This window comes from Tessaracoccus antarcticus, assembly GCF_003688855.1.
GTDB lineage: Bacteria > Actinomycetota > Actinomycetes > Propionibacteriales > Propionibacteriaceae > Arachnia > Arachnia antarctica.
In genome coordinates this window covers 693,153-714,170 of the sequence record NZ_REFW01000002.1, presented here as the reverse complement: position 1 = coordinate 714,170, position 21,018 = coordinate 693,153, and the positions used below count along the sequence as shown (strand labels likewise).

The 21,018-nt window shown below is 64.3% G+C and carries 25 protein-coding genes and 1 pseudogene; 12 read left to right on the top strand and 14 right to left on the bottom strand.

Translation table 11 applies throughout. The features are described 5' to 3' along the window. Positions 1–141: 141 nt before the first annotated feature. The gene (locus EAX62_RS10590; RefSeq protein ID WP_121901612.1) at positions 142–567 is read left to right on the top strand and encodes a DUF485 domain-containing protein; all 426 of its coding nucleotides are present in this window, start codon (positions 142–144) and stop codon (positions 565–567) included. Continuing rightward, the gene (locus EAX62_RS10585; protein ID WP_121901611.1) at positions 564–2,204 is read left to right on the top strand and encodes a solute symporter family protein; all 1,641 of its coding nucleotides are present in this window, start codon (positions 564–566) and stop codon (positions 2,202–2,204) included. Before EAX62_RS10590 ends, EAX62_RS10585 begins: the two co-directional genes overlap by 4 nt. Before the next feature lie 80 nt (positions 2,205–2,284). On the opposite strand, the gene EAX62_RS10580 is transcribed toward EAX62_RS10585, so the two are convergent. After that, positions 2,285–2,782: a DUF427 domain-containing protein gene (locus EAX62_RS10580; RefSeq protein ID WP_121901610.1), complete on the bottom strand. Its 498-nt coding sequence runs from the start codon at positions 2,780–2,782 to the stop codon at positions 2,285–2,287. A gap of 60 nt (positions 2,783–2,842) precedes the next feature. After that, complete coding sequence (locus EAX62_RS10575) at positions 2,843–3,532, bottom strand: hypothetical protein (protein ID WP_121901609.1); 690 nt, start codon at positions 3,530–3,532, stop codon at positions 2,843–2,845. 128 nt (positions 3,533–3,660) lie between these two features. On the opposite strand from EAX62_RS10575, the gene EAX62_RS10570 reads away from it, so the two are divergent. Next, positions 3,661–4,221, top strand: coding sequence for a mycothiol transferase (locus tag EAX62_RS10570; RefSeq protein WP_233557890.1), 561 nt, complete (start codon positions 3,661–3,663; stop codon positions 4,219–4,221). A 17-nt stretch (positions 4,222–4,238) separates the two neighbouring features. On the opposite strand, the gene EAX62_RS10565 is transcribed toward EAX62_RS10570, so the two are convergent. Then, positions 4,239–4,424, bottom strand: coding sequence for a hypothetical protein (locus tag EAX62_RS10565; RefSeq protein ID WP_147454085.1), 186 nt, complete (start codon positions 4,422–4,424; stop codon positions 4,239–4,241). 108 nt (positions 4,425–4,532) lie between these two features. On the opposite strand from EAX62_RS10565, the gene EAX62_RS10560 reads away from it, so the two are divergent. After that, complete coding sequence (locus EAX62_RS10560) at positions 4,533–4,976, top strand: hypothetical protein (RefSeq protein WP_121901607.1); 444 nt, start codon at positions 4,533–4,535, stop codon at positions 4,974–4,976. 140 nt (positions 4,977–5,116) lie between these two features. Then, on the top strand, positions 5,117–7,003 hold the full coding sequence (locus EAX62_RS10555) for a SulP family inorganic anion transporter (RefSeq protein ID WP_407703319.1): 1,887 nt from the start codon (positions 5,117–5,119) through the stop codon (positions 7,001–7,003). Here the strand turns inward: EAX62_RS10555 and EAX62_RS10550 are convergent. Both EAX62_RS10550 and EAX62_RS10545 read right to left on the bottom strand, forming a co-directional pair. Beyond that, positions 6,923–7,528: pseudogene (locus EAX62_RS10550) on the bottom strand (metal-dependent transcriptional regulator); the annotation flags it as partial. The gene EAX62_RS10555 and the pseudogene EAX62_RS10550 overlap by 81 nt on opposite strands. After that, positions 7,525–8,787, bottom strand: a complete 1,263-nt coding sequence (locus EAX62_RS10545) for an Nramp family divalent metal transporter (RefSeq protein ID WP_121901605.1) — start codon at positions 8,785–8,787, stop codon at positions 7,525–7,527. The gene EAX62_RS10545 and the pseudogene EAX62_RS10550, both read right to left, overlap by 4 nt. Positions 8,788–8,953: 166 nt before the next feature. Here EAX62_RS10545 and EAX62_RS10540 point away from each other — a divergent pair, with 166 nt between their 5' ends. Beyond that, positions 8,954–9,712: a Crp/Fnr family transcriptional regulator gene (locus EAX62_RS10540; RefSeq protein ID WP_121901604.1), complete on the top strand. Its 759-nt coding sequence runs from the start codon at positions 8,954–8,956 to the stop codon at positions 9,710–9,712. Positions 9,713–9,718: 6 nt separating this feature from the next. On the opposite strand, the gene EAX62_RS10535 is transcribed toward EAX62_RS10540, so the two are convergent. Then, positions 9,719–10,237 carry a DUF488 domain-containing protein gene (locus EAX62_RS10535; protein ID WP_121901603.1) on the bottom strand — a complete coding sequence of 173 codons (519 nt, stop codon included), beginning with the start codon at positions 10,235–10,237 and terminating at the stop codon, positions 9,719–9,721. A gap of 9 nt (positions 10,238–10,246) precedes the next feature. After that, positions 10,247–10,969: a YggS family pyridoxal phosphate-dependent enzyme gene (locus EAX62_RS10530; protein WP_121901602.1), complete on the bottom strand. Its 723-nt coding sequence runs from the start codon at positions 10,967–10,969 to the stop codon at positions 10,247–10,249. 59 nt (positions 10,970–11,028) lie between these two features. On the opposite strand from EAX62_RS10530, the gene EAX62_RS10525 reads away from it, so the two are divergent. After that, positions 11,029–11,364: a hypothetical protein gene (locus EAX62_RS10525; protein ID WP_147454084.1), complete on the top strand. Its 336-nt coding sequence runs from the start codon at positions 11,029–11,031 to the stop codon at positions 11,362–11,364. Between the two features lie 18 nt (positions 11,365–11,382). On the opposite strand, the gene EAX62_RS10520 is transcribed toward EAX62_RS10525, so the two are convergent. Next, positions 11,383–12,261, bottom strand: a complete 879-nt coding sequence (locus EAX62_RS10520; protein WP_233557889.1) for an aldo/keto reductase — start codon at positions 12,259–12,261, stop codon at positions 11,383–11,385. 114 nt (positions 12,262–12,375) lie between these two features. Between EAX62_RS10520 and EAX62_RS10515 the strand changes: the two genes are divergently transcribed. The 3 genes from EAX62_RS10515 to EAX62_RS16725 all read left to right on the top strand — a co-directional run bounded on the left by EAX62_RS10515 (position 12,376) and on the right by EAX62_RS16725 (position 14,973). After that, positions 12,376–13,836, top strand: coding sequence for an amidohydrolase (locus EAX62_RS10515; protein WP_121901600.1), 1,461 nt, complete (start codon positions 12,376–12,378; stop codon positions 13,834–13,836). Positions 13,837–13,891: 55 nt separating this feature from the next. Further along, positions 13,892–14,749 carry a DUF4870 domain-containing protein gene (locus EAX62_RS10510; protein ID WP_158600639.1) on the top strand — a complete coding sequence of 286 codons (858 nt, stop codon included), beginning with the start codon at positions 13,892–13,894 and terminating at the stop codon, positions 14,747–14,749. Positions 14,750–14,814: 65 nt separating this feature from the next. Beyond that, a complete protein-coding gene (locus EAX62_RS16725) occupies positions 14,815–14,973 on the top strand; it encodes a hypothetical protein (RefSeq protein ID WP_158600638.1) in 159 nt (52 codons plus the stop codon). Positions 14,974–15,003: 30 nt separating this feature from the next. Here the strand turns inward: EAX62_RS16725 and EAX62_RS10505 are convergent, their stop codons facing one another. The 6 genes from EAX62_RS10505 to EAX62_RS10485 all read right to left on the bottom strand — a co-directional run bounded on the left by EAX62_RS10505 (position 15,004) and on the right by EAX62_RS10485 (position 18,532). Then, positions 15,004–15,624 carry an L-threonylcarbamoyladenylate synthase gene (locus EAX62_RS10505; RefSeq protein ID WP_121901598.1) on the bottom strand — a complete coding sequence of 207 codons (621 nt, stop codon included), beginning with the start codon at positions 15,622–15,624 and terminating at the stop codon, positions 15,004–15,006. Between the two features lie 29 nt (positions 15,625–15,653). Beyond that, positions 15,654–16,055, bottom strand: a complete 402-nt coding sequence (locus EAX62_RS10500) for a TadE/TadG family type IV pilus assembly protein (protein ID WP_121901597.1) — start codon at positions 16,053–16,055, stop codon at positions 15,654–15,656. 1 nt (position 16,056) lies between these two features. Further along, the gene (locus EAX62_RS10495; protein ID WP_121901596.1) at positions 16,057–16,449 is read right to left on the bottom strand and encodes a pilus assembly protein; all 393 of its coding nucleotides are present in this window, start codon (positions 16,447–16,449) and stop codon (positions 16,057–16,059) included. Positions 16,450–16,486: 37 nt separating this feature from the next. Then, entirely contained in the window at positions 16,487–17,074 is a 588-nt protein-coding gene (locus EAX62_RS10490; RefSeq protein ID WP_147454083.1) for a hypothetical protein, read from the bottom strand. A gap of 344 nt (positions 17,075–17,418) precedes the next feature. Further along, positions 17,419–18,039, bottom strand: coding sequence for a hypothetical protein (locus EAX62_RS16555; RefSeq protein ID WP_147454082.1), 621 nt, complete (start codon positions 18,037–18,039; stop codon positions 17,419–17,421). 127 nt (positions 18,040–18,166) lie between these two features. Continuing rightward, on the bottom strand, positions 18,167–18,532 hold the full coding sequence (locus tag EAX62_RS10485; protein ID WP_121901594.1) for a pilus assembly protein: 366 nt from the start codon (positions 18,530–18,532) through the stop codon (positions 18,167–18,169). Positions 18,533–18,691: 159 nt separating this feature from the next. Between EAX62_RS10485 and EAX62_RS10480 the strand changes: the two genes are divergently transcribed. Together EAX62_RS10480 and EAX62_RS10475 are read left to right on the top strand one after the other, a co-directional pair. Beyond that, a complete protein-coding gene (locus EAX62_RS10480) occupies positions 18,692–19,912 on the top strand; it encodes a pyrophosphate--fructose-6-phosphate 1-phosphotransferase (RefSeq protein ID WP_121901593.1) in 1,221 nt (406 codons plus the stop codon). A gap of 166 nt (positions 19,913–20,078) precedes the next feature. Next, a complete protein-coding gene (locus EAX62_RS10475) occupies positions 20,079–20,981 on the top strand; it encodes a fructose bisphosphate aldolase (protein WP_121901592.1) in 903 nt (300 codons plus the stop codon). Positions 20,982–21,018 lie beyond the last annotated feature (37 nt).

Below are 21,018 nucleotides of genomic sequence, written 5' to 3'. Positions count from 1 at the left end.
TGAGCCCGCACATGACAACCATGCCCATCAACGCCCACATCAACTTTCGAAGGGTATTCCTGACAATCAACGCACCAACGATCAGTTCTTGCTACTTTCCCTGAAGGACGGCCCGAACGAGGCCGAGGTCCAGGAGCGCCAATGTCGACGCAAGATGATTCCACGTCCCCGACGTGGGACAAGAGCGAGTCCAATCTCCCACCCGATCACTGGCCCCTCCCCGAGATTTCGGTGACGGCCCCCCTCAAGCACCAACCGACCGCGGAAGAGTTTGCCGCCGTGGCCGTGTCACCGGAGTTTGCCGAACTCAAGCACAGGTTCAAGTCCTTCGCGTTCCCCATGACCGCCGTCTTCCTCATCTGGTACTTCGCCTACGTGCTGCTGTCGGTGTTTGCGCGAGACTTCATGGCAACTCCGATCATCGGCAACCTGAACCTCGGAATGATCCTTGGTCTGCTCCAGTTCGTGACGACATTCCTCATCACGTGGCTCTACATTCGCCACGCCAACAAGAATCTTGATCCGATCGCGACCAAGCTGCGTTCCGAAATGGAGGCGCAGCGATGAGACTTCTCGAGACTGCCCTGGGCAGTCCCCTCCTCAACATCATCATCTTCGGCGTCTTCGTGGTGGGCACGATGGCAGTCGTCATCACGGTCACACGCTCCGGACAGAAGTCCGCCGGCGAGATGTACACCGGTGGCGCCGCCTTCTCCGGGCGTCAGAACGGCCTCGCCATCGCCGGCGACTACCTGTCGGCGGCGTCGTTCCTGGGCATCGTCGGTGCCATCGCCTTCTACGGCTACGACGGGTTGCTGTACTCCATCGGTTTCCTCGTCGCCTGGCTCGTCGCGCTCCTCCTCGTCGCAGAGCCGTTGCGCAACACCGGCCGCTACACCATGGCCGATGTGCTCAGCTTCCGCATGAAGAACAAGCCCGTCCGTATGGCGGCCGCCCTCTCAACGCTGGTCATCAGTTTCTTCTACCTGCTGGCCCAGATGGCGGGCGCCGGTGGACTCGTTTCGCTTCTGCTCGGGCTGAAGGGTGATCTGGCGCAGAACACCATCATCGTCCTGGTGGGCATCCTGATGATCATCTACGTGATGATCGGCGGGATGAAGGGCACCACGTGGGTCCAGATGATCAAGGCCGTTCTCCTCATCCTCGGCGCCGCAATCATGTCCATCTGGGTGCTGGCCACGTTCGGTTTCAACCTCTCGGAACTGTTCGGCAAGGCCGTCGAGGTGAACAACGACCCGGCCAAGGGCCTCGTTGCGCAGGCTGGCGACATGCTGTTGCCCCCCATGAGCAAGTACGGCAGCAACCCGGTCGGCTTCATTTCGTTGTCGATGGCATTGGTCTTCGGCACAGCAGGACTCCCGCACGTCCTCATGCGGTTCTACACGGTCCCCACCGCACACGAAGCACGCCGATCCGTCACGTGGGCCATTGGCCTCATCGGCGCTTTCTACCTGTTCACGCTCATCTTGGGCTTTGGTGCCGCAGCCATCATCCCTGGCGGCCAGCAAGCCATCGAGGCGCTGCCGGGCAAGGCGAATGCGGCCGCCCCCGCACTGGCGTACTGGCTGCCGGGCGGAGATCTCGGGGGATCCATTTTCCTTGCCGTCATCTCCGGTGTCGCATTCGCGACCATTCTCGCTGTCGTGGCGGGCCTGACCATCACCGCGTCGGCGTCCTTCGCCCATGACATATACAACGCCGTTCTGAAGGACGGAAAAGCGGACCCCGCCAAGGAGGTCAAGGTCGCCCGGTACACAGTTCTGGTGATCGGCGCGCTGGCGATCGTCGGCGGAATAGCCGCCAAGAGCCAGAACATCGCGTTCCTCGTGGCGCTCGCCTTCGCCATTGCGGCGTCTGCGAACCTGCCGTCGATCCTGTTCTCGCTGTACTGGAAGCGGTTCAACACCCGTGGTTCGCTGGCCTCGATCTATACGGGGCTCGCGTCGTCACTCATTCTCATCGTGTTCTCCCCGGCTGTGTCCGGGGCGAAGACCTCGATGATGCCTGATGTCGACTTCGCCTGGTTCCCCTACGACAACCCCGCGCTGGTCAGCATCCCACTCTCCTTCCTGGCTGCGGTGATCGGCACCTACACAGGCAAGGCCGAGTTCCCGGAGAAGCAGAAGGAGATGGAGGTCCGCTCCATGACCGGGGCCGGTGCCGACGGAGCCATCGCCCACTGACATCACCCCGGCACCAGTGCTCCACTGTGGGCGGCAGGTGAACCCTCTGGTTCCTGCCGCCCACAGTTCGTGCTGACGGGCTACCAGCCCATGGTGCCCGGGCTGCCCTTGAAGGGTCCGCTGACCTTGGAAGTGATCCATCCACCGTAGAACTGGCCGTCCTGGGGGCGCACGAGTTCACCGTCGACGTGGCAGGAATCCATCATGGCCGGCATGACCGCGACGTGGTCGAGGATGGCCGTGTACTTCGGGTCGGGATGCGGATAATGCCAGGCTGCGCGGCAGGCGACCCTGTCCCCCACCACCACGTCGAAGTAGTCGGCCCTGCCCTTGAACTCACAGTGGGTGCTCCCCTGTACCGGAACCAACACACCGTCCGCGAACGCGTCACGCGGAATGTAGTACGTCGGAGGGTGGCTCGTCTCCAGCACCTGCAACGACGAGGTGGTGGTGGCGATGAGTTGGTCCGCGAAGCGAACCTCCACCAGGTCAGCGCTGGGACGCAGGGCCGGCGGTCGTGGAAAGTCCCACACCGACTCCTGCCCGGGTAGTGCAACATCGCGGCGGCGTGAGGTCATGACTACTCCCTGGAGGTTGAGAACTCCATGGTAGGTCGCGCGCCGAAGGGCTCAGCAGTGTCAGCCGTTCATCTGCTGGATGGCCGGCAGAAGGCCGACCATGAACACGGCGTAGGCGATGCCGAGCGACAGGACGCCCACAACAATCCCCACGATCCCGAAGCCTCGTCCCCGACGCTGGGCCGTCGCCACGATGCTGATGATCCATCCCACCAGACCGGCGACGCACGCGGCCAGGGCCCCGAGTACCAGCCCCATGGCGGACTGGGCGTACGCCTGGGTCATGGGGTCATTCATGAGGTCGTTCTCGTTGTACACGGTGCCGGAGGCCTCAACGTCCAGGATGAACTGCCCGAAACCCGCGCCGCCCGCCCATGCGACGATGGACAGGACGATGGTGGCCACCACGACCACAGCGAGACCCACGACACCGAGCGTGGCGGGACGCTTCACCGGAGCGGCAGCATAGCCGTACTGGTTGCCATACATGGGCGCATTCTGACCCCAGGCCTGCTGGCCCTGCTGCGGGTACTGGGGTTGCTCACCGTACGGCGCCTGCGGGTTTTGGGGTTGCTCACCGTACGGCGCCTGCGGGTTTTGGGGTTGCTCACCGTACGGCGCCTGCGGGTTCTGCTGGCCGTAGGAGCCCTGCTGCTGGTAGGGCTGCCCGTACTGCCCGGGATTTTGCTGGCCGTACCCGCCCTGTGAAGGGTCGTTGGCCTGGCCGCGGTCATTCCACTGGTCGCTCATGTTGTCCCACCTCGTCGTCGCAACAACCATCGTGACACAGGAGACCGGGCACGTCACGTGTCCCGACAACCAACAACCACCACATCACCGCGCTAGATTCGTGGAACGAGACATGGAAGCGAGGAATCGTGACACACCCAGCGACTGACAATCCCACTGACACAGGCTCTGACCCGAGCCTGGTGATGCTCATCGACGCCTTCGAACGCGTGCAGGAACTTGTCCCAGGCGTGGTGGAGGACCTTTCCGTGCAGGACCTCCTCTGGCGTCCCGACGCCGACGCCAACCCTGTCGGGTGGCTGGTGTGGCACCTCGCCCGTGTCCAGGACGACCACCTGGCGGGCATCTCCGACGGCGAACAGGTCTGGGTGCAGGACGGTTGGGAGAGACGATTCGCGCTGCCCTACGACACACACTCCATCGGCTACGGCCAGACTTCCAGGGAGGTGGGCGACTTCTCCGTGGACAGCCCTGGCCTGCTCACGGGGTACTACGCCGCGGTCTGCGAGCGCACGGCGGACATCCTCCGGGCGATGTCACCGAAAGACCTTGACCGAGTCATCGATGAGTCCTACGACCCTCCCGTCACCGTCGCCACCCGGCTCGTCAGCGTCATCAACGACACGACCCAGCACATCGGTCAGGCCGGCTACGTCCGTGGCCTCGTGGAACGTCGACGCCGCTCCTGACCCCCGGAAACAGCGCCTCACTCGGGAGGGCGCATGGCCACGATCAGCAGGGTTGCGAGGGGTCCGAGCAGAAGCGGGACCAGGAACCAGTTCAGCCGCGAACCGTTCTTCTGCTCGGCCAGAGCGGCGTTGATGAGCACGAGGGTGAACCATCCCCCTCCTCCCGCACTCCATGAGGTGACCTCCATCGAGGTGTCGTACATGGCGCGGAGCATGGGGTCAGCCGCACCGGAGACCGTTACCCCGCTTCCATCAGGGATGTGTTCGGGCCCGAGTCGCCACGTGCCGTCATCTGATGCTTGAGTTGTGAGATGGACACAACCTCGAACACTGCTGAGCTGGGTAGGCGTCCACTTGTCCTGGGCGCCATCGTGGCATTCGCGGGACTACTTGCCTGCTTCGCCCCCGCGTTCATCCTGGTGAACGGGTTTTACGGCCTCCCCGTGGTGGTGGTGTGGGCACTGGTCTACGCCTACGCACCCAACGCCGCCGGCCGCTGGCCGTTGTGGGTGCTGGGCCAATGGCTCAGCCTGACCGCGGTCTTCGCGGTGGTGGCGATCGCGATGGGCAACGATGGGGGCATGCCCGCCAGCCTCGCACTCATTCCCGCGGGGATGATGACGGTCACGTGGATGGTGCTCGTCGGCATGATGACGGCGCACCGTCAGTTCTGGGTGACGCGGCGACCTCTGGTGGAGGATTCGGCATCCACGGCGCCCGTCGACGTGTACTCCGATCACTCCCCCACCACCTGAGCCGATCCGATGTCCACCCGTTTCCGGGAACCCGCCCGTGCCCGGGTGCACGTCACTGCCTAGAATGGCAGCATCAGTCATGGCAATACCCCACGTGGTTTCTGCATGGGGCGCATGTGCCTGTTCGATCGAAGGAAAAGATGTCCACACGGGGAAATTCACCACGCGCTGAGCGGAACGAACCCTTCCAGGAGTGGGACGCCGGAACCTCCACAACATCGTCGCGGCGGAGTGACACCCTGCGCCACCTGCGGGGTCTACTGCCAGCCAAGGACGACTACCGTTCCCTGCCCCGCAGTTGGAAACGTGACATCGCGGCTGGTTTCACGGTCGGCATCGTCGCCCTTCCACTCGCGCTGGCCTTCGGTGTGAGTTCCGGGGCCGGCGCGGAGGCGGGTCTCATCACCGCCATCGTTGCGGGGTTCATCGCCGCCGTCTTCGGGGGCTCACACGTCCAGGTGTCCGGACCCACGGGGGCGATGGTGGTGGTCCTCGGGCCCATCGTTGCCATGCACGGCGCAAGCGCGCTCGCGGTCGTGTGCCTGATGGCCGGCGTCATGGTGGTCCTTGCCGGGGTGTTCCGGCTCGGCGGGCTGGTCTCCGTCATTCCCCGGCCGGTCATCGAGGGTTTCACCCTCGGCATCGGTGTCATCATCTTCCTCCAGCAGGTGCCCTCGGCCCTGGGATCTCGCGCTGGGCCCAGCAACAACGCCGTGGTGGCAGCAATCCAGTCCATCCCCGGCGGGATCGACGCCGGCCTGTTCTCCGCTTTGGCGCTGGTCGGTGTCGTCGCTGCGGTGATGGTGTGGCTGCCAAGGCTCTCCGCACAGATCCCGGCGTCGCTGGTGGCGATCGTTGTCGCTTCCGTGGGGGCAGTGCTGCTGAAGCTGCCCGTGGCCACCATCGGCCAACTCCCACCGGGGCTGCCGGTTCCGAGTGTGCCCTCCGTCGATCCCGCCATCATCATGTCGCTGGTGGGACCCGCCTTCGCCGTGGCGATCCTGGCAGCCATCGAATCCCTGCTGTCTGTCCGTGTGGCGGCGACGATGTCCGATGCCGGCAACTACCTGCCGGACCGCGAACTCGTCGGTCAGGGGCTGGCGACCATCGCCACGGGCTTCTTCGGTGGCATGCCGGCAACCGGCGCCATCGCCCGCACGGCCGTCAACGTGCGCTCCGGCGCGAAGACGCGTGTCGCGTCCATCACCCATGCACTGGTGCTGCTGGGGGTGGTGTCGTTCGGAGCCGCGGTCGTCAGCCAGATCCCTCTTGCCGCCCTCGCAGGTGTCCTCATGGTGACGGCTGCCCGCATGGTCTCGATCCGACGTGTCCGCCACATCATTCGCACGAGCCGCTCCGAGGCCTGGATCTTTGCCATGACGGCCCTCATCACCGTCAGCTTCGACCTCATCTATGCCGTTGGCATCGGCATCGTCGCCGCCGCGTTCTTCGCGCTGCGGGCCGTGGCGCGTACGAGCGGGGTGACGCGGGAGCGACTCTCGGGGGAGCCCCAGCCCGGAGACGACCAAATCGCTCAGTTCGCTCTGGAGGGTGCGCTGTTCTTTGGCGCCGCCGACCGGATGCTCGAAGCCATCGGGGAGGTCCACGACATCGACGTCGTGATCATCCGGATGTCGGGGCTCCACCTTCTGGACAGCACGGGGGCCGAGCTCTTCACCGAGGTCATCACGGCACTCGAGGCGCGCGGGGTGACGGTGCTGGTGAAGGGGTTGCGCAGCCGACACGTGGAGTTGGCCACCCGTATCGGTGTGGTGGCCTCACTGCGGCACCAGGAGCACCTCTTCGAACGGCTCGATGATGCCGTGGCCCACGCACGGTCGCACATCTACCGCCTCAACACGTTCGGCTCAGCGGTCTACCAGGATGATGGAGCGTCCCGCCTCGGAAGTCAGGACCAGTTGCCGAGCTCCGACGCGGATGATCGTCCCGTGGCCACTGTGTCCAACGACGGTCACGACAACCCCCCTGCGAACCCCCCTGGAATCGAGGAGGGAGAGCAACTCTGAGCTGTCGTCAGAGATGCGCGTGACACGGTGCTCCCCGGGCAGGGCATCGGCGAGTCGTCGGGCGCTGGCGGGGTAGCTGACCACCCCTGACCCGTCGGGAATGGGATCCCCGTGGGGATCAACGTCGGGGTTACCGAGCATGGCGTCGATCCGGTCGATCAGGAGGTCGGATGCCGCATGTTCGAGGTTCTCTGCCTCGTCATGGACCTCGTCCCAGCTGTAGCCAAGTGTCTCGACGAGCAACGTCTCGATGAGCCGGTGCCGACGCACCATCATCACGGCCTGCCGCTCCCCCGCGGCCGTGAGCAGGATCGGCCCATAGGGTTCGTGTACCAACAGTCCCTGCCTCACGAGTCGTTTGACGGTGCTGGAGGCCGACGCGGGGGTGGTGCCGAAGCGTTCCGCGAGTCCCTTGATGGTGATGGGTGAGCCGCCCCATTCGAGCGCCGCCCAGATCACCTTGAGATGGTCCTCGGCGGTGCTGGTGATCGCGTCTATCTGTGCGTCCCCATCCCCCACGGTCATTGCTGTCCCGTGACGGTGAGGTAGACCAACAGCACGTTGAGTACGACGATGGCGGCGGTCACGGCGACGGCGGCGAGCCGCATTGGCAGATGGTTCACGAACTGACCCATGAGGTCCTTGCGGCTGGTGAACCAGACGAGGGGCACCAGAGCGAAAGGGATCCCGATGGACAGGAACACCTGGCTCAGGACCAGGGCCAGTGTCGGGTCGAAACCGACGGCCAGGATGATCAGGGCAGGGATGAGAGTGACGGCTCGCCGCGCGAGCAACGAGATGCGGACGTGCAAGAGGCCCTTCATGATGGTTGCGCCGGCGTAGCAGCCCACCGAGGTCGAAGCGAGGCCGGACGCGAGGAGTCCGATGCCGAAGATGACACCGACGACAGGGCCGAGGGCTGACTCGATGGCCGCATGTGCACCGCCGATGGTGTCGGTGCCAGCAACGCCGGGCAGCGAAGCGGCGGCCAGCAGAAGCATGGCGACGTTGACGGAGCCGGCGATCACCAGCGCGAACCCGACGTCCCATCGTGTGGCCGTCAGCAACCGCCGTATGCGGGCCGGTTCCTTGCTCACCCCATGACGGTCCCTCGACAGTGCGGAGTGGAGGTAGATGGCGTGAGGCATCACGGTGGCGCCCAGCATGCTGGCCGCCAGTAGGACGGTGCGAGACCCCTCGAACCGTGGCACCAGTCCGGCTGCCGTTTCGGACCAGCTGACGGGGCTGACAACGAGTCCGGCCATGAAGCCGACGGTGATGATGGCCAGCAGCGCCATGACCACGAACTCGAAGGGGCGCTGCCCGTTCCTGTTCTGGATTCCGAGGATGAGCATGGAGATGACCCCGACGATGGCGCCCCCAAGCAGCAGCGGAAGGTCGAAGAGGATCTGAAGGGCGATGGCTCCGCCGATGACCTCCGCAAGATCTGTGGCTGCAGCAACCAGCTCGGCCTGTCCCCAGTACAGAAGACGCCCCACCCTGGGCATCCGTTCCCCCAGGAGTTCTGGAAGGCTCTTCCCGGTGACCAACCCCAGCTTCGCCGACAGATACTGAACAATGACCGCCATGACGTTGGCCACCACAAGGACCCACACGAGCAGGTAGCCGTAGTCGGCACCGGCGGTGAGGTTGGCGGCAACATTCCCCGGGTCCACGTAGGCGATGGAAGCAACGAATGCGGGACCGAGCAGCCACAGCAGTCGCTTCTCGGGTTGTTCCGCCCTGCCCGTCGCAATGGGCACAGGTGCTTTCACAGAGGTCATGTCCTGCCTTCTCGCACAGTGTTAACTCACGTTAACATCCTCGCTGTCGACTCGCTCCCCCACCCTGCAAGTCCCCGGACCAGGACGCATTTCCCGTCTCCGTCGGTCGATCAATGCGGCTCGGTGCATGTGATCCGAGTGAGGAGGCCCGCCCCCACAGCCAGTCTTGACACGCATCAAGTTCATCGCCATCGTGGGAGGACAGTTGATGGGCTTGGAAGGGGCGCTCATGGAGGAACTGCCGATTCTGCAGAGTCACGATTCCTGCGTCTCGCGGGTGCCCCTGTTCGCGCGGCTCGACGGCGACGCGCAGGTCGCGGTGGCCGCGTCCGCCCACCCGCTCCACGTCATGCGGGGCGAACTCCTCCACGGCCCAGGGAGCGCGCTGGCCCAACTTTTCGTGGTCCACGCCGGACTCCTGAAGGTGGTGCGACTGACGGCGGGTGGCCTTGAGCGACTTGTGAGACTCGCCGAGCCGGGCGACGTGGTGGGGGAACACGCCTTCCTCACGGGCGAGCGCTCCGATGTGTACGTCGAGGCACTGGAGGACACGTCCGTGTGCACCTTCCAGCATCGGGACCTCACGCGACTGATGGCGCTGCACCCCGGCATCGGCGGGCAGTTGCTCAGGACGTTGAGCGAGCGCCTGGATGAAGCAGAGCGTGCCCTGTCACTGAACACGACGGGGGTCCCCGCCCGGCTGGCTGACTACCTGCTGGAGTTACCCATGCGCAGGGATCCGCGGGGCGCCGTGGTCACGTGGCCCATCTCCAAGAAGGATGTGGCCTCGTACCTCGGCACCACGCCGGAGTCACTGAGCCGGGCTCTGGCCCGCTTGGAGTCGGAGGGGTTGGTGGCGCCGGACACACGAAGGACCACGGTCCTGCTGGACGTGGACGCTCTGGAGTCGTTGGCCACAGGCTGATCTGGCTTACTCCTCCACGGGCGGGTAGGTGATGCGGGTGCCATCCACGACGGCGAAGGGGCGCAGCGTCGCCTCGCTGAGGCGACCGTCCGGCATGATGTGCTGCACTGCGTGGCCGCGCACGATCATGGCTTCGGCCACCATCGAGCGGTGACACCGCCACCACACCGCCTCGGCGCACATGATGGCCACCGTCTTCTCCTCGGTCCGCCCGATGAGGACCTCGAGCGCCGCGTCGAACTCCGGCGTCTGCATGTAGTCGGCATACCCGCGAAATGAGGTGTTGCGCCACCCCATGTTGGGCGAGTCAGCGGTGGTGTGCCGGAGCCCACCAAGCCCCTTGTTGTACTCATGGCCGACCCCGAAGGGCGTCAACGCCTCGGGTAGGGAGTCCAGGTTGTACTGGGGATTGGTCCGCGACCGTGGGACGGTGCGGACGTCCATGAGCCAGTTCACGCCGTGGGACTGCAGGAGTGCCACGAACTCGTCCAGTGGATGGGTCGAGTGCCCGATCGTGAACAACACGGTTCCTCCTCAGCCCTGGATGCCGGGCCAGTAGTCGTTGGGGTCCAGACGAGCACCGAAAATCGCTTGCCCCACGCGGACGCAGGTGGCGCCGTGTTCGATGGCCAGTTCGAAGTCGCCCGACATACCCATCGACAGCTCCGCCCAGCCCTCTCCGTCGGCGTCGCGCAGTTCCCGCTGCACCTGCCCCATCGTGGCGAAGCAGGCCGCAACCCGTGCGTGGTCGTCGCTGAACAGCGCCAAGGTCATGAGCCCTCGCACGTCGAGAGCGTCGAAGGCGGCCAGTTCGCGGGTGAACGCCAGCACTTCGGATGGGGGCAGGCCGAACTTCTGGTCCTCGTCGGAAGAATTGACCTGCACGAGCACCTCGAGACGTCGCCCCTCACTGTGGAGGCGCTTGTCCAACTCCTTGGCCACGCGCAACGAGTCCAGCGCCTGAAACTCCGTGGCGAAGCGTGCGACGTCCCTGGCCTTGTTGGTCTGAAGGTGTCCGATGACGGCCCATTCAATGTCCGCGACGTCAGCGAGGGCTTCAGCCTTGGCGGAGGCCTCCTGGACCTTGTTCTCACCAAAGCGTGTGTAACCGGCTGCGTGGGCGGCCAGTATCACCTCGGGCGGCTTGGTCTTGGACACCGGCAGCAAGCGCACCTCACGGGAGGAGCGACCGGCCCGTGCGGCCGCGTCGGCGATCCGGTGTTCGATGGTCGCGAGGTTGGCTGCGATGTCATTCATGCCCCATGACTACACCACCCAGCCTCCACGCGGGAAGCCGCAGGGGTTAGCCTGTTGCCATGAGCCAGAATCCTATTGACCGCGAGGAGATGGAATCGCTGCTCGCAGCACGCCAGGAACTCGGCCCGGGCATGGAGCCAGCACTCGTGGACTCGTTCGCGCAGAAGATCATTGCTGAAGTTCAGCGCCAGACCTGGATGGAGCACCAGAAGCCGGTGCCGCGCCCTGAGAGCAACGGAGGGCGTCTGGCCATCGGCATCGTGTCATTGGTCATGGCGATCCCCCTGACGGCCATTGCGCTGGGGAACGGCAGCGTGTTCATGGCCATCGTCTGCTGGATCGGCATCGTGATGGTCAACTTCGCTTTCGCCTTTCGGCAACGAGGAAATCCCTGAGCGCTCCCCTCGATCCGCTCACAGAAGTTCTTCGTTGAGGATGCGCAGGTCCTCTGGATCGAGCGTCAGGGTCATGGCCCGCGCGGAGTCGATGATGGTGGCCGGACGCGATGCCCCCGGGATGGGGATGACGTGGTTTCCCAGCGCCAACTCCCACGCGAGGATCACCCGCTGGGGGCTGATGCCGTGATGTCGTCCCACCACCTCGGTGATGACCGGGCGCTGACGGACCACGTAGGCGCCGTTCCCCCGAATCCCCCCGAGCGGCGAAAACGCCACGAAGGCGATTCCGTGCTCGCCGCAGAAGTCGAGTTCGGGCTTGCTCGTGTGATTGAAGCGAGGCGAGAGCTGGTTCTGTACAGCAGCCAGACCGCCCTCCCCGAGCACATCGATGGCCACCTGAATCTCCTCGACGTTGACGTTCGAGATCCCGATCTCTGCGATGAGGCCGTCGGCCTGCATCTGGGCCAGGGCTTCGACGCCCTCAGCGTATGGCCGGCTCCGATCCGGCCGGTGCCAGTAGTACACGTCCAGTCGCTCGACGCCGAGCCGCACCATGGACTGCTCCGCCGCATGCCGCAGGTAGCCGGCCGAGCCGTCGCGCCCCATGCGCTCCCCGGGACCTCGGGTGACACCACCCTTCGTGGCCACGACCACACCCGTGGTGTCCCGGCCGTACGTCCGCAGGGCCTCCGCCACGATGGACTCGTTCTCCCCCATCGCCTCCCAGGTGGGGCCGTGGATGTCGGCGGTGTCTATCAGTGTGATGCCGGAGTCCAGGGCGGCGTGGACCGTTGCGACCGCCATCTCCCGGGAGGGCGGGGTACTTTTCACCGACGACAACGGAGTCGCGCCCATGCCGATCGGCGAGACGTTGAACCGACCTATCCTTCTCATGTTCGCCATGGTCTTCACAGTATGTTGTGCCGGTGTCGTCCGGGCTGAAGCACGGAACGCAGTTACCTCCCCGCAGGCAATAGGCTTCGGGGCGATCGGGCGTGGGAGGCCAGAGTGACAAGCGATGTGACCATCCGCCGGGCGCGGCTGATTCCCGCGTGCTCTGATCCGGTCGACTCGGAACTGGTCGACGTCGACGTCAGCCACGGTCGCATCACCGCTGTCAGGCCCCACACCGGTGTACGGACAGGTGGAATCGACGCCGACGGCGCAGTGCTGGTGCCCGGCCTGTGGGATGCGCACGTCCACTTCAGCACACATGCGCTGCTGGCAGAGTGTCTTCAACTCCCTGCTGACGCTGATCTGGCCGAAATCTTCGATCGCGTTCGCCAGGAGTTGGTGACTCGCCGGGACGATGGTCTCCTGGTGGGGTTCGGCTATCGCAGTGCCACGTGGCCCGTGCAGCCCAGTGCCGATGCCCTGGATGCCCTCTCCCTTGAGCCCATAGCGTTGATCGCGGGCGACCTCCACTCCCTCTGGTGCAACACAGCTGGCCTGACAGCCGTCGGCGCATCCCAACATCCAACGGGACTACTCAGGGAGGAGGAGGCGTTCGATGCCATGGTGCATCTCATGCGCACGGAGACGACCCACGTTGACGCGCTCGTCCGGGGTGCGGAGCGTCGCGCAGCGGCGATGGGCGTCGTTGGTGTCGTGGACATGGAGATGCAGTGGGGTATCGGCAGTTGGCTGCGCCGTCTCGAGGGCGGTCGGTCGCTGGTGCGAGTTGATGTGGCCACCTACCCCGAGGACCTGGACCGACTCATCGGCCTGGGCATGCGCACTGGGACCCAACTGGGTGACAGGTTGCGGGTGGGGCCGCTGAAGGTCATCTCCGACGGCTCGCTCAGCTCACTGACCGCACATTGTCTGGCCCCCTACCCGCATCCGATCGCTGGATCGCCGAACGGGGTGGCAAACCATTCGCCGGAGGAGATGCTGGAACTCCTCTCGCGGGCGGGGCGCAGCGGAATCCAGGGTGCGATACACGCAATCGGTGATCTGGCCTGCCGCGATGCACTGGATGCGTTCGAACGCTCAGGTGCCGTTGGGACCATCGAGCACGCCCAGCTGATCCATCCCGACGACCTCCCCCGGTTTGCGAACCTCGGTGTCGGCGCGAGCGTTCAGCCCGCCCATCTCCTGGAGGACGAGGCTGTGCTGGACGAGGTGTGGCCGACGTCCACCGACCGCGCTTTTCCGCTGCGGGCCCTCGTCGACGCGGGTGCCCGGCTCACGCTCGGCTCGGACGCACCCGTCTCTCCGCTCGACCCGTGGTTGGCCATGGACGTCGCGGTGAACCGTCCGCACCGACCCGGGCAGGGACTGACTCCTGCGGAGGCGCTCGCCGCGTGCACCCGCACCCGCGTTGCCGTGGGGCAACCGGCCGATCTTGCATTGCTGACTCAGGGTCCGGCCCAGTTGGAGCAGGGCAACTTCACAACGCAGAATTCTCTGATCACGCTCATTGCAGGAGAGCTCACCCACGGCAATGTGGATATGGTTGATGGGTAATCGGTCACACGCTGGGCATCACCGCTAGCGTGTTCCTCGACAGAAGGGACCGATCATGACAAACGATCCTCACACCCCGTCAGATGATGGCCAGAACGGCCTTCCAGACGAGGCAATCAGCCCTGAATATCAGCCCGGATATTCAGAGCCCAGCTATGACACCTCCTCCTCCACGCAGGACAGCGACTGGGAAGTCCCGACAACCACCGGACAGGTGAACGAGGAGTCGGCCCCCCACGCCAGCGCCCCGGACGCAACACCGCTTCTGGACGCTTCACTGGGCGACGCTCCGAGTGCCACCGGCACCGACGAAGCCCCGGAGGCGAAGTGGTGGGAGACCGGACAAAACATTGGCAGCTCCGCTGCCCCTCAGCCACCGTACGGCCAGGGCCAGCAGCCGCCCTACGGAAACCCCGCCCAGGGCCAGCAGGCCCCCTGGGCCGGTGGCCCCGGTGCGGGACAGCAGTCCCCCTACCCCGGCCAGAACTACCAGGCTGGACCTCCCATGGGGGGCATGCCTCAGCAGCCCTACACCGGAGGCTACGCACCCATGCCCACAGGTCAGAACAACCCGAACTGGCTCGTGGGACCCACAGAGCAGGGCCGCAGCACGCTCCAACTGGACTACTGGCTCAGCGTGTTCTTCTCCTGGATTCCGTCCCTGATCTTCTTCCTCACCGAGCGTGACAAGAACCAGTTGGTGGATGAGCACACCAAGGAGCTTCTCAACTTCAACATCACCCGTGTGATCGTCGGCGCCGTCACGGCCATTCCGATCGTGGGATGGATCGTCGGCGGCATTGGCTCCATCGTGTTGTTCGTCATGGCAATCATCGGCGCCATGAAGGGCACTGAGGAGTACGGCAACGGGCGCGTCTACCGCTTCCCGCTGACATTCCGCTTCATCAAGTGAGTCAGCGTTGGGGGCGAGAAATCGCCCCCAACGTCGGCACCAAGCACCACAGAACTGGAGTCGTCATGACAGAGCAGATGCCGATCAACCAGGCAGCAACCGAGCAGCGACTCGTGGAGGAACTGACGGGTACCACTCCGCCTCTGGAGGAGCCCGCACAGCGCGATCTCGTGCAAGCGGGAGATCCGGAACCCATCGACGACGACCACTCGACCACCGACTGACACACGATCAGTATGGCGGCCGCCCCACCCTCACTCGAAGGGTGAGGGGTCCCCTGCGCCAACGCGCACCACCACGGGTTCACCGCTGGTCATGTCCACCACGGTGGTGGGCTCACTACCCACGTCTCCCGAGTCGAGGACCGCATCCACCTCGTGGTCCAGCAGTTCCTTGATCGCCCACCCGTCGGTGGGTGATTCCTCCTCGCCCGGCAGGAGGAGCGTTGAACTGAGCATCGGGGCGTCCAGAGCCGCCAGCAGTGCAAGGGCCGTGCGGTGCTGCGGAATTCGCACACCCACGGAGCGCTTCTTGGGGTGCTGCATCATCTTCGGTACCTCCCGGGTGGCGGGGAGTATGAAGGTGTAGCTGCCCGGCGTGACGGCCTTGATGGAGCGGAACACCCAGTTGTCCATGTCCACGTAGGGGCCCAACTTTGCGAACTCGTCCACCACGAGCGTGAAGTGGTGTTTGTCGTCGAGGTGCCGGATGCGCTTGATCCTGGCGATCCCGTCCGCGTTGCCCAGTGCACAACCAAGCGCGTAACAGGAGTCCGTGGGGTAGGCGACGAGGCCACCGTCCCTCAGGATCTGGGCGACCTGGTTGATGCTGCGCGCCTGCGGGTTCTCTGGATGCACGTCGTAGTACTGAGCCATTCCCCCACCCTAGGCTGTCGTAAGCCGTCTCATTCCTCGTTCCCTGCAATCACGGAGACGACACGAGCCGAACCGGTTGCATCCAGCGGCAGGGTGTTGATGCCAATCATTCCCAGAAACTGTGTGGGGAAGGTTCCGTGGACGGTTACCGTGATGCTGCCATCCGGATCCGCCACAGCGGTGCCTGTCAGCGACGACGCAGCAACGAAGTCAAGGGCCGCGCGCTCGGCCCTGAACTTGTCCGGTCGCACCCGTCCTTCACTCACCTGCAGGTACTGCCCGGCCGCCCGTGCCGCTTCACCCGCGACTGCTCTGGCTTCCTGCTGCGCGGCTGCATGCCCCGCGAAGTCGACTCCAAGACCGACGCAGAGAACGAACGCGGGCATCACCAGCGCCGTCCACACCGCGAGAGACCCCCGCTGGTCACGCATGTCATCGGCCCCGGTAGGTGTCCACAGGCGAGAAGCGGGTCTGCGTCATCCGTCGTTGCTCGGGGAATCCGGGAAAGGACACGTCGTACGCCACGACGCAGGTCACTGTCACAGTCACCCGGGCGGGAGTCCCCCGTGGTGCCCGCAACCCGGCCGTGTCCACCGAGACGCTCTGTTCGCGGCACGCCACGTTCGAGTCCGACAGCGCCGCCCCCACCGCCGACTCCGCCGCACGTCGCGCGGCCTGTGGAGACCGTTCGAGTGATGCTGCCCGGGCTGCCTGGGACGCTGCGGCACCGACGGCCTGCTGTGCGAGCGCATCGCTCGCCAGGATGATGACGAGACCCACGAACAGCACGATGACAGGAATGATCACCGCGGCCTCCAGTGCCACCGCGTTCCCCCTCTCCCGTCGGTGCACGTGCACGGCGTCAGCCGTTCCCGACTGCCACGTTGACCACCTGAACCTCGGCGATGCGGAAGTCTGCGGTGTCGCTCAGGTCCAGAGGGATAACCCCGGATTCACCAATGCCGGACCACTGCACTTCCCAGTGCGATGTGGCCGTCACCTCGTACTCCCCCTCGCGCTGGTACTGGTACCCGCAGTCCGGGGACGGTTCGTTGTGGGTCAACTGCGGATTCCAGGGTGTTCCTGCGCCGCAGGTGATTGTGTCCCCGTTGCCCATGTCCCAAACGACGTCGGAGACTCTCGCGGTGGCCGTGACGCTGTATCCACCCTCGGAGACCGACATGGTCACCGGTCCCCACGTGGTGGGTCCCGGGTCCTCCGCCCACAACCAGACATTCCATCCGACGTAGCCCAGAGCGTCGGGGTCTGCAGCGACGGACATGGGAAACGTGCCCAATTCGACGGCGCGCAGCATCATTCGGGCAATAGCTCGTCGCGCCAATACCTCGGGGTCAGGAGGCGGCGCCGCCACCGCGGCATCGGGCAACCACGTCTGGTACACCATTCCGAGGTCTGGGATCCCGGTGAATCCAGGGCGAGTGCAGGACATGATGGAGCCCTCACTGCGTCCGCCCCACAGGGAAGACGATCTCGGAGGTTGAGCAGAAGCAACTCGACACCACGAGGACTGCGAAGCGACCCAGGCGCCTGCGCCTGTGGAACAGGGAATCTCTCGCGCGCCGAATGTACAGACTCGCGCGGCTTCCCCACCGGATTCACTTCTTGATCTCGACTCCTGCTTTGGATTAGCAACTGTTTCCCGGACTACCGTTAACTCCACAGTGCAAACCGCGTCAAATCGGCTTTGAGTCTTGCAACCCGCGTCTGCCTGAACGGTAGGCAGATTTAGAATTGACAAAATAAGAACGAGAATCAAACACCCCAAGGTTTTTTTCAGCACGATTCTCGCCTATTCAGGATACTTGACGCTCGCCAAATTCCATCTTGTCCTTCTTCGAACAGCGCTTGTTCCTTTAGAAAGTCAGGCGAGTCGATTTTTGCGTCGATGCCAGTCTCAGCTGATACAACTTTTCGATGCGTGCCGTCGTAACAGTAGGTCAACTCGACAGTTTTCATCGACCCAGAAACTTTCGGTGTTCCGATAGTAAGTTGCCTCAGTACCTGATCACCAACTACCTTCCAGCCGTTATCTCGAAGGTGCGCAATGTCATCCAAGATGGCTTTACTTTGTTCGCTCTGCGATACCGTCACCTCTTGAGTTTTTGAATAGTCGCTCGCTATCGGGTTCTTCGAGAACGTGTCTACTACTACCCAGTAGTTCATCCAGCCCTGCCGGATGGCGGCCTGCTCCGGTGTCTCGTCAGCAGGTGGCGGTGGGAATGACTCGAAGACGCTGGGACTTGGCGTCGGTGTGGCGGTAGGAGTGGAAGTCTCGGTGATTGTGGGGCTCTGGCTGATCGAGGTCGTCCGCGGTGGGGTTTCCGGCACGGAAGTGGGGGTCAGGGCACCGGTCGGCGAACAGGCCGACACGATGATCACTGAGGCCAGCGCCACCAACAGCGTCCCGGGTCTCACATCAGGCCCCTCCCCGTCGGACGGGCTTCGTTGCCCGTACGGGGAATATTGCCATCCAATAGGCTCACGCGATAGGGCTCGTCGTGAGTCTGTGGACAACTCCCCCTCAGGGGCCAGTGAGCCTCTCGGTGGGGACCTGAGCATTCTTGCTCACCCGGGACGTGAAACCCGGCAGAACCGATGGTGCGAGTCCGCTCACCGTCACGGTGGTGCGGTCTGCGGTGCGCGTGACGGTCACATCGAGCCCCAAGAGGGAACCGTTGTCCGCCGCAGCCAACGCCGTCGATTGCCCAGCGGGGGCGGAACCATTGATGGCGGCTGCACTGCGGGCACCGTCCTGGGCGGCCGCCAGTGCGGTTGCGCCAGCCCAGGACACCATGGCCCACTGAAGCGTGAGCAGCAATACCCCGAACGCGAGTGGGAACAGCAGGGTGACCTGCACCCCGTTGCTGAGCCCCCGTTGGTCCTGCATCTGTCCATGCTGCCATCGGGAGCGGCCACGTCAAGGTCACGCGGCCAAGTTGTGGAGAACCGAAGAGCGGGAGGCGACCGCCTCGCGATACCCGCTGACCCTCTTTGCGGACGGGTGCAATAGGCTGGCGCCGTCAGATTTTCCAAGGAAAGGTATGCAATGGTCAAGAAGGTAGCCATCCTCACAGCAGGTGGTTTCGCGCCTTGTCTCTCGTCCGCCATCGGTGGTCTGATCGAGCGGTACACGGAACTCGCCCCTGAGGTCGAGATCATCGCCTATCGCCACGGCTACCAAGGACTCCTGCAGGGTGATTACCTCGAGGTGACCGACGCCGTGCGTGCAAAGGCGGGCCTACTGCACAAGTTCGGTGGCTCCCCCGTCGGCAACTCGCGGGTGAAGCTGACCAACCTGCAAAACCTCGTCAAGCGCGGGCTCGTCGAGCCGGGTGCCGACCCGCTGAAGGTGGCGGCTGACCGGCTCGTGGCCGACGGCGTCGACGTCCTGCACACCATCGGCGGCGACGACACCAACACCACCGCGGCGGACCTTGCGGCCTTCCTGGCCAACAACGACTACCCGCTGACTGTCGTGGGCCTGCCAAAGACCATCGACAACGACGTGATTCCGATCAAGCAGTCCCTCGGCGCCTGGACGGCCGCCGAGCAGGGGGCGATCTTCGCGCAGAACGTCATAGCGGAACACAACTCCGGTTCCCGAATGCTGATCATCCACGAAGTCATGGGACGCCACTGCGGTTGGCTGACCGCTGCCACCGCAGCCGAATACGTCAAGTGGCTGGACGCTCAGGAATGGCTGCCGGAGATCGGGCTCAGCCGTGAGGCGTGGGACGTCCACGCGGTATACGTGCCGGAGGCCGAGATCGACATGGCCGCCGAGGCGGATCGTCTCCACAAGATCATGGACGAGGTGGGCAACGTCACCATCTTCCTGTCAGAGGGTGCAGGCCTCGACGCCATCGTCGCGGAGATGGAAGCTGCGGGCGAGACGATCCCCCGCGATCCCTTCGGCCACGTGAAGCTCGACAAGGTCAACCCCGGCAAATGGTTCGCCGACCGGTTCGCGGATCGCCTGGATGCAGAAAAGGTCATGGTGCAGAAGTCGGGATACTTCGCACGTTCAGCCGCCGCCAACGACGCGGACCTCGCACTCATCAAGAAGTGCACGGACCTGGCCGTTGACTGCGCCCTCCGCGGCGAGTCCGGTGTGATCGGCGAGGACGAGGAGAATGGCGACAAGCTCTCCGCCATCGCCTTCGACCGCATCGCCGGCGGCAAGGCCTTTGACATCACTCAGGAGTGGTTCGTCGACATGCTGCACGCCACCGGCCAGGGAGACCCCAAGCCCGCCACGGCTCATTGATTCTCCGCTGCACGAGAGGCCGGACCCCGCCAAGGGTCCGGTCTTTTGCGTATCCCGAGGACGAACGTCGTCACCCTGAACAGCGACGACAGACCACCAGGCCGCCGAAGGTCCACGGAACCCACAAGTATCATCCTGTGAGATTAGACTCCGGCCAGGAGGGGTCATGCACAGGGAAATCACGAATACGGCGCAAGAAAATCAGATGAGGACGGGCGAGGGCTTTGTGGCAGCACTCGACCAGAGCGGGGGCAGCACCCCCAAGGCGCTTCGCCTCTACGGAATCCAGGACGACCAGTACTCGGATGAGATCGAAATGTTCGATCTCGTCCATCAGATGCGCGAACGCATCATGACGAGTACCCAGTTCAGCGGCGACAGAATCATCGCGGCAATCCTTTTTGAGCAGACGATGAACCGCCAGGTGGCTGGCAAGGACACGCCTTTCTACCTCTGGGAGGACAAGGGCATCGTGCCCATCCTGAAGGTGGACAAGGGGCTTCTCGATGAAAGCCATGGTGTCCGGCTCATGAAACCCATCGACAACCTCGACGAGTTGCTGGAACACGCCCACACCAAGGGTATTTTCGGTACCAAGGCTCGTTCCGTCATCGCCGCAGCCGACCCGGGGGGTATCGCGGAGAACCTCGCTCAACAGTTCGAATACGGTAACCGCATCCTGGAACACGGACTCGTGCCGATACTGGAGCCGGAAGTGGACATCACATCCCCCGACAAGGGCAAGATCGAGGACATCCTGGAACCTGAGCTTCGCAGCCATCTGGACGCGCTCCCGCAGGATCGCTCCGTGATGTTGAAGCTGACGATCCCCGACAAGGACAATCACTACGCAGATCTGATCGCCCACCCCCGTGTGATGCGCGTGGTGGCGCTCTCCGGTGGCTATACCCGCGAGGAAGCCAACCGGCGCCTGGCACGCAACCATGGCCTCATCGCGAGTTTCTCGAGAGCACTGACGCAAGGACTGACGGTCCAACAGTCAGAGGATGATTTCAACCGCATGCTGTCCGAGTCCGTGGATTCGATTTTCCGCGCCTCAATCACCTGACCACGCCCACAGGGAGTCGAGTTCTCGCCTCGACTCC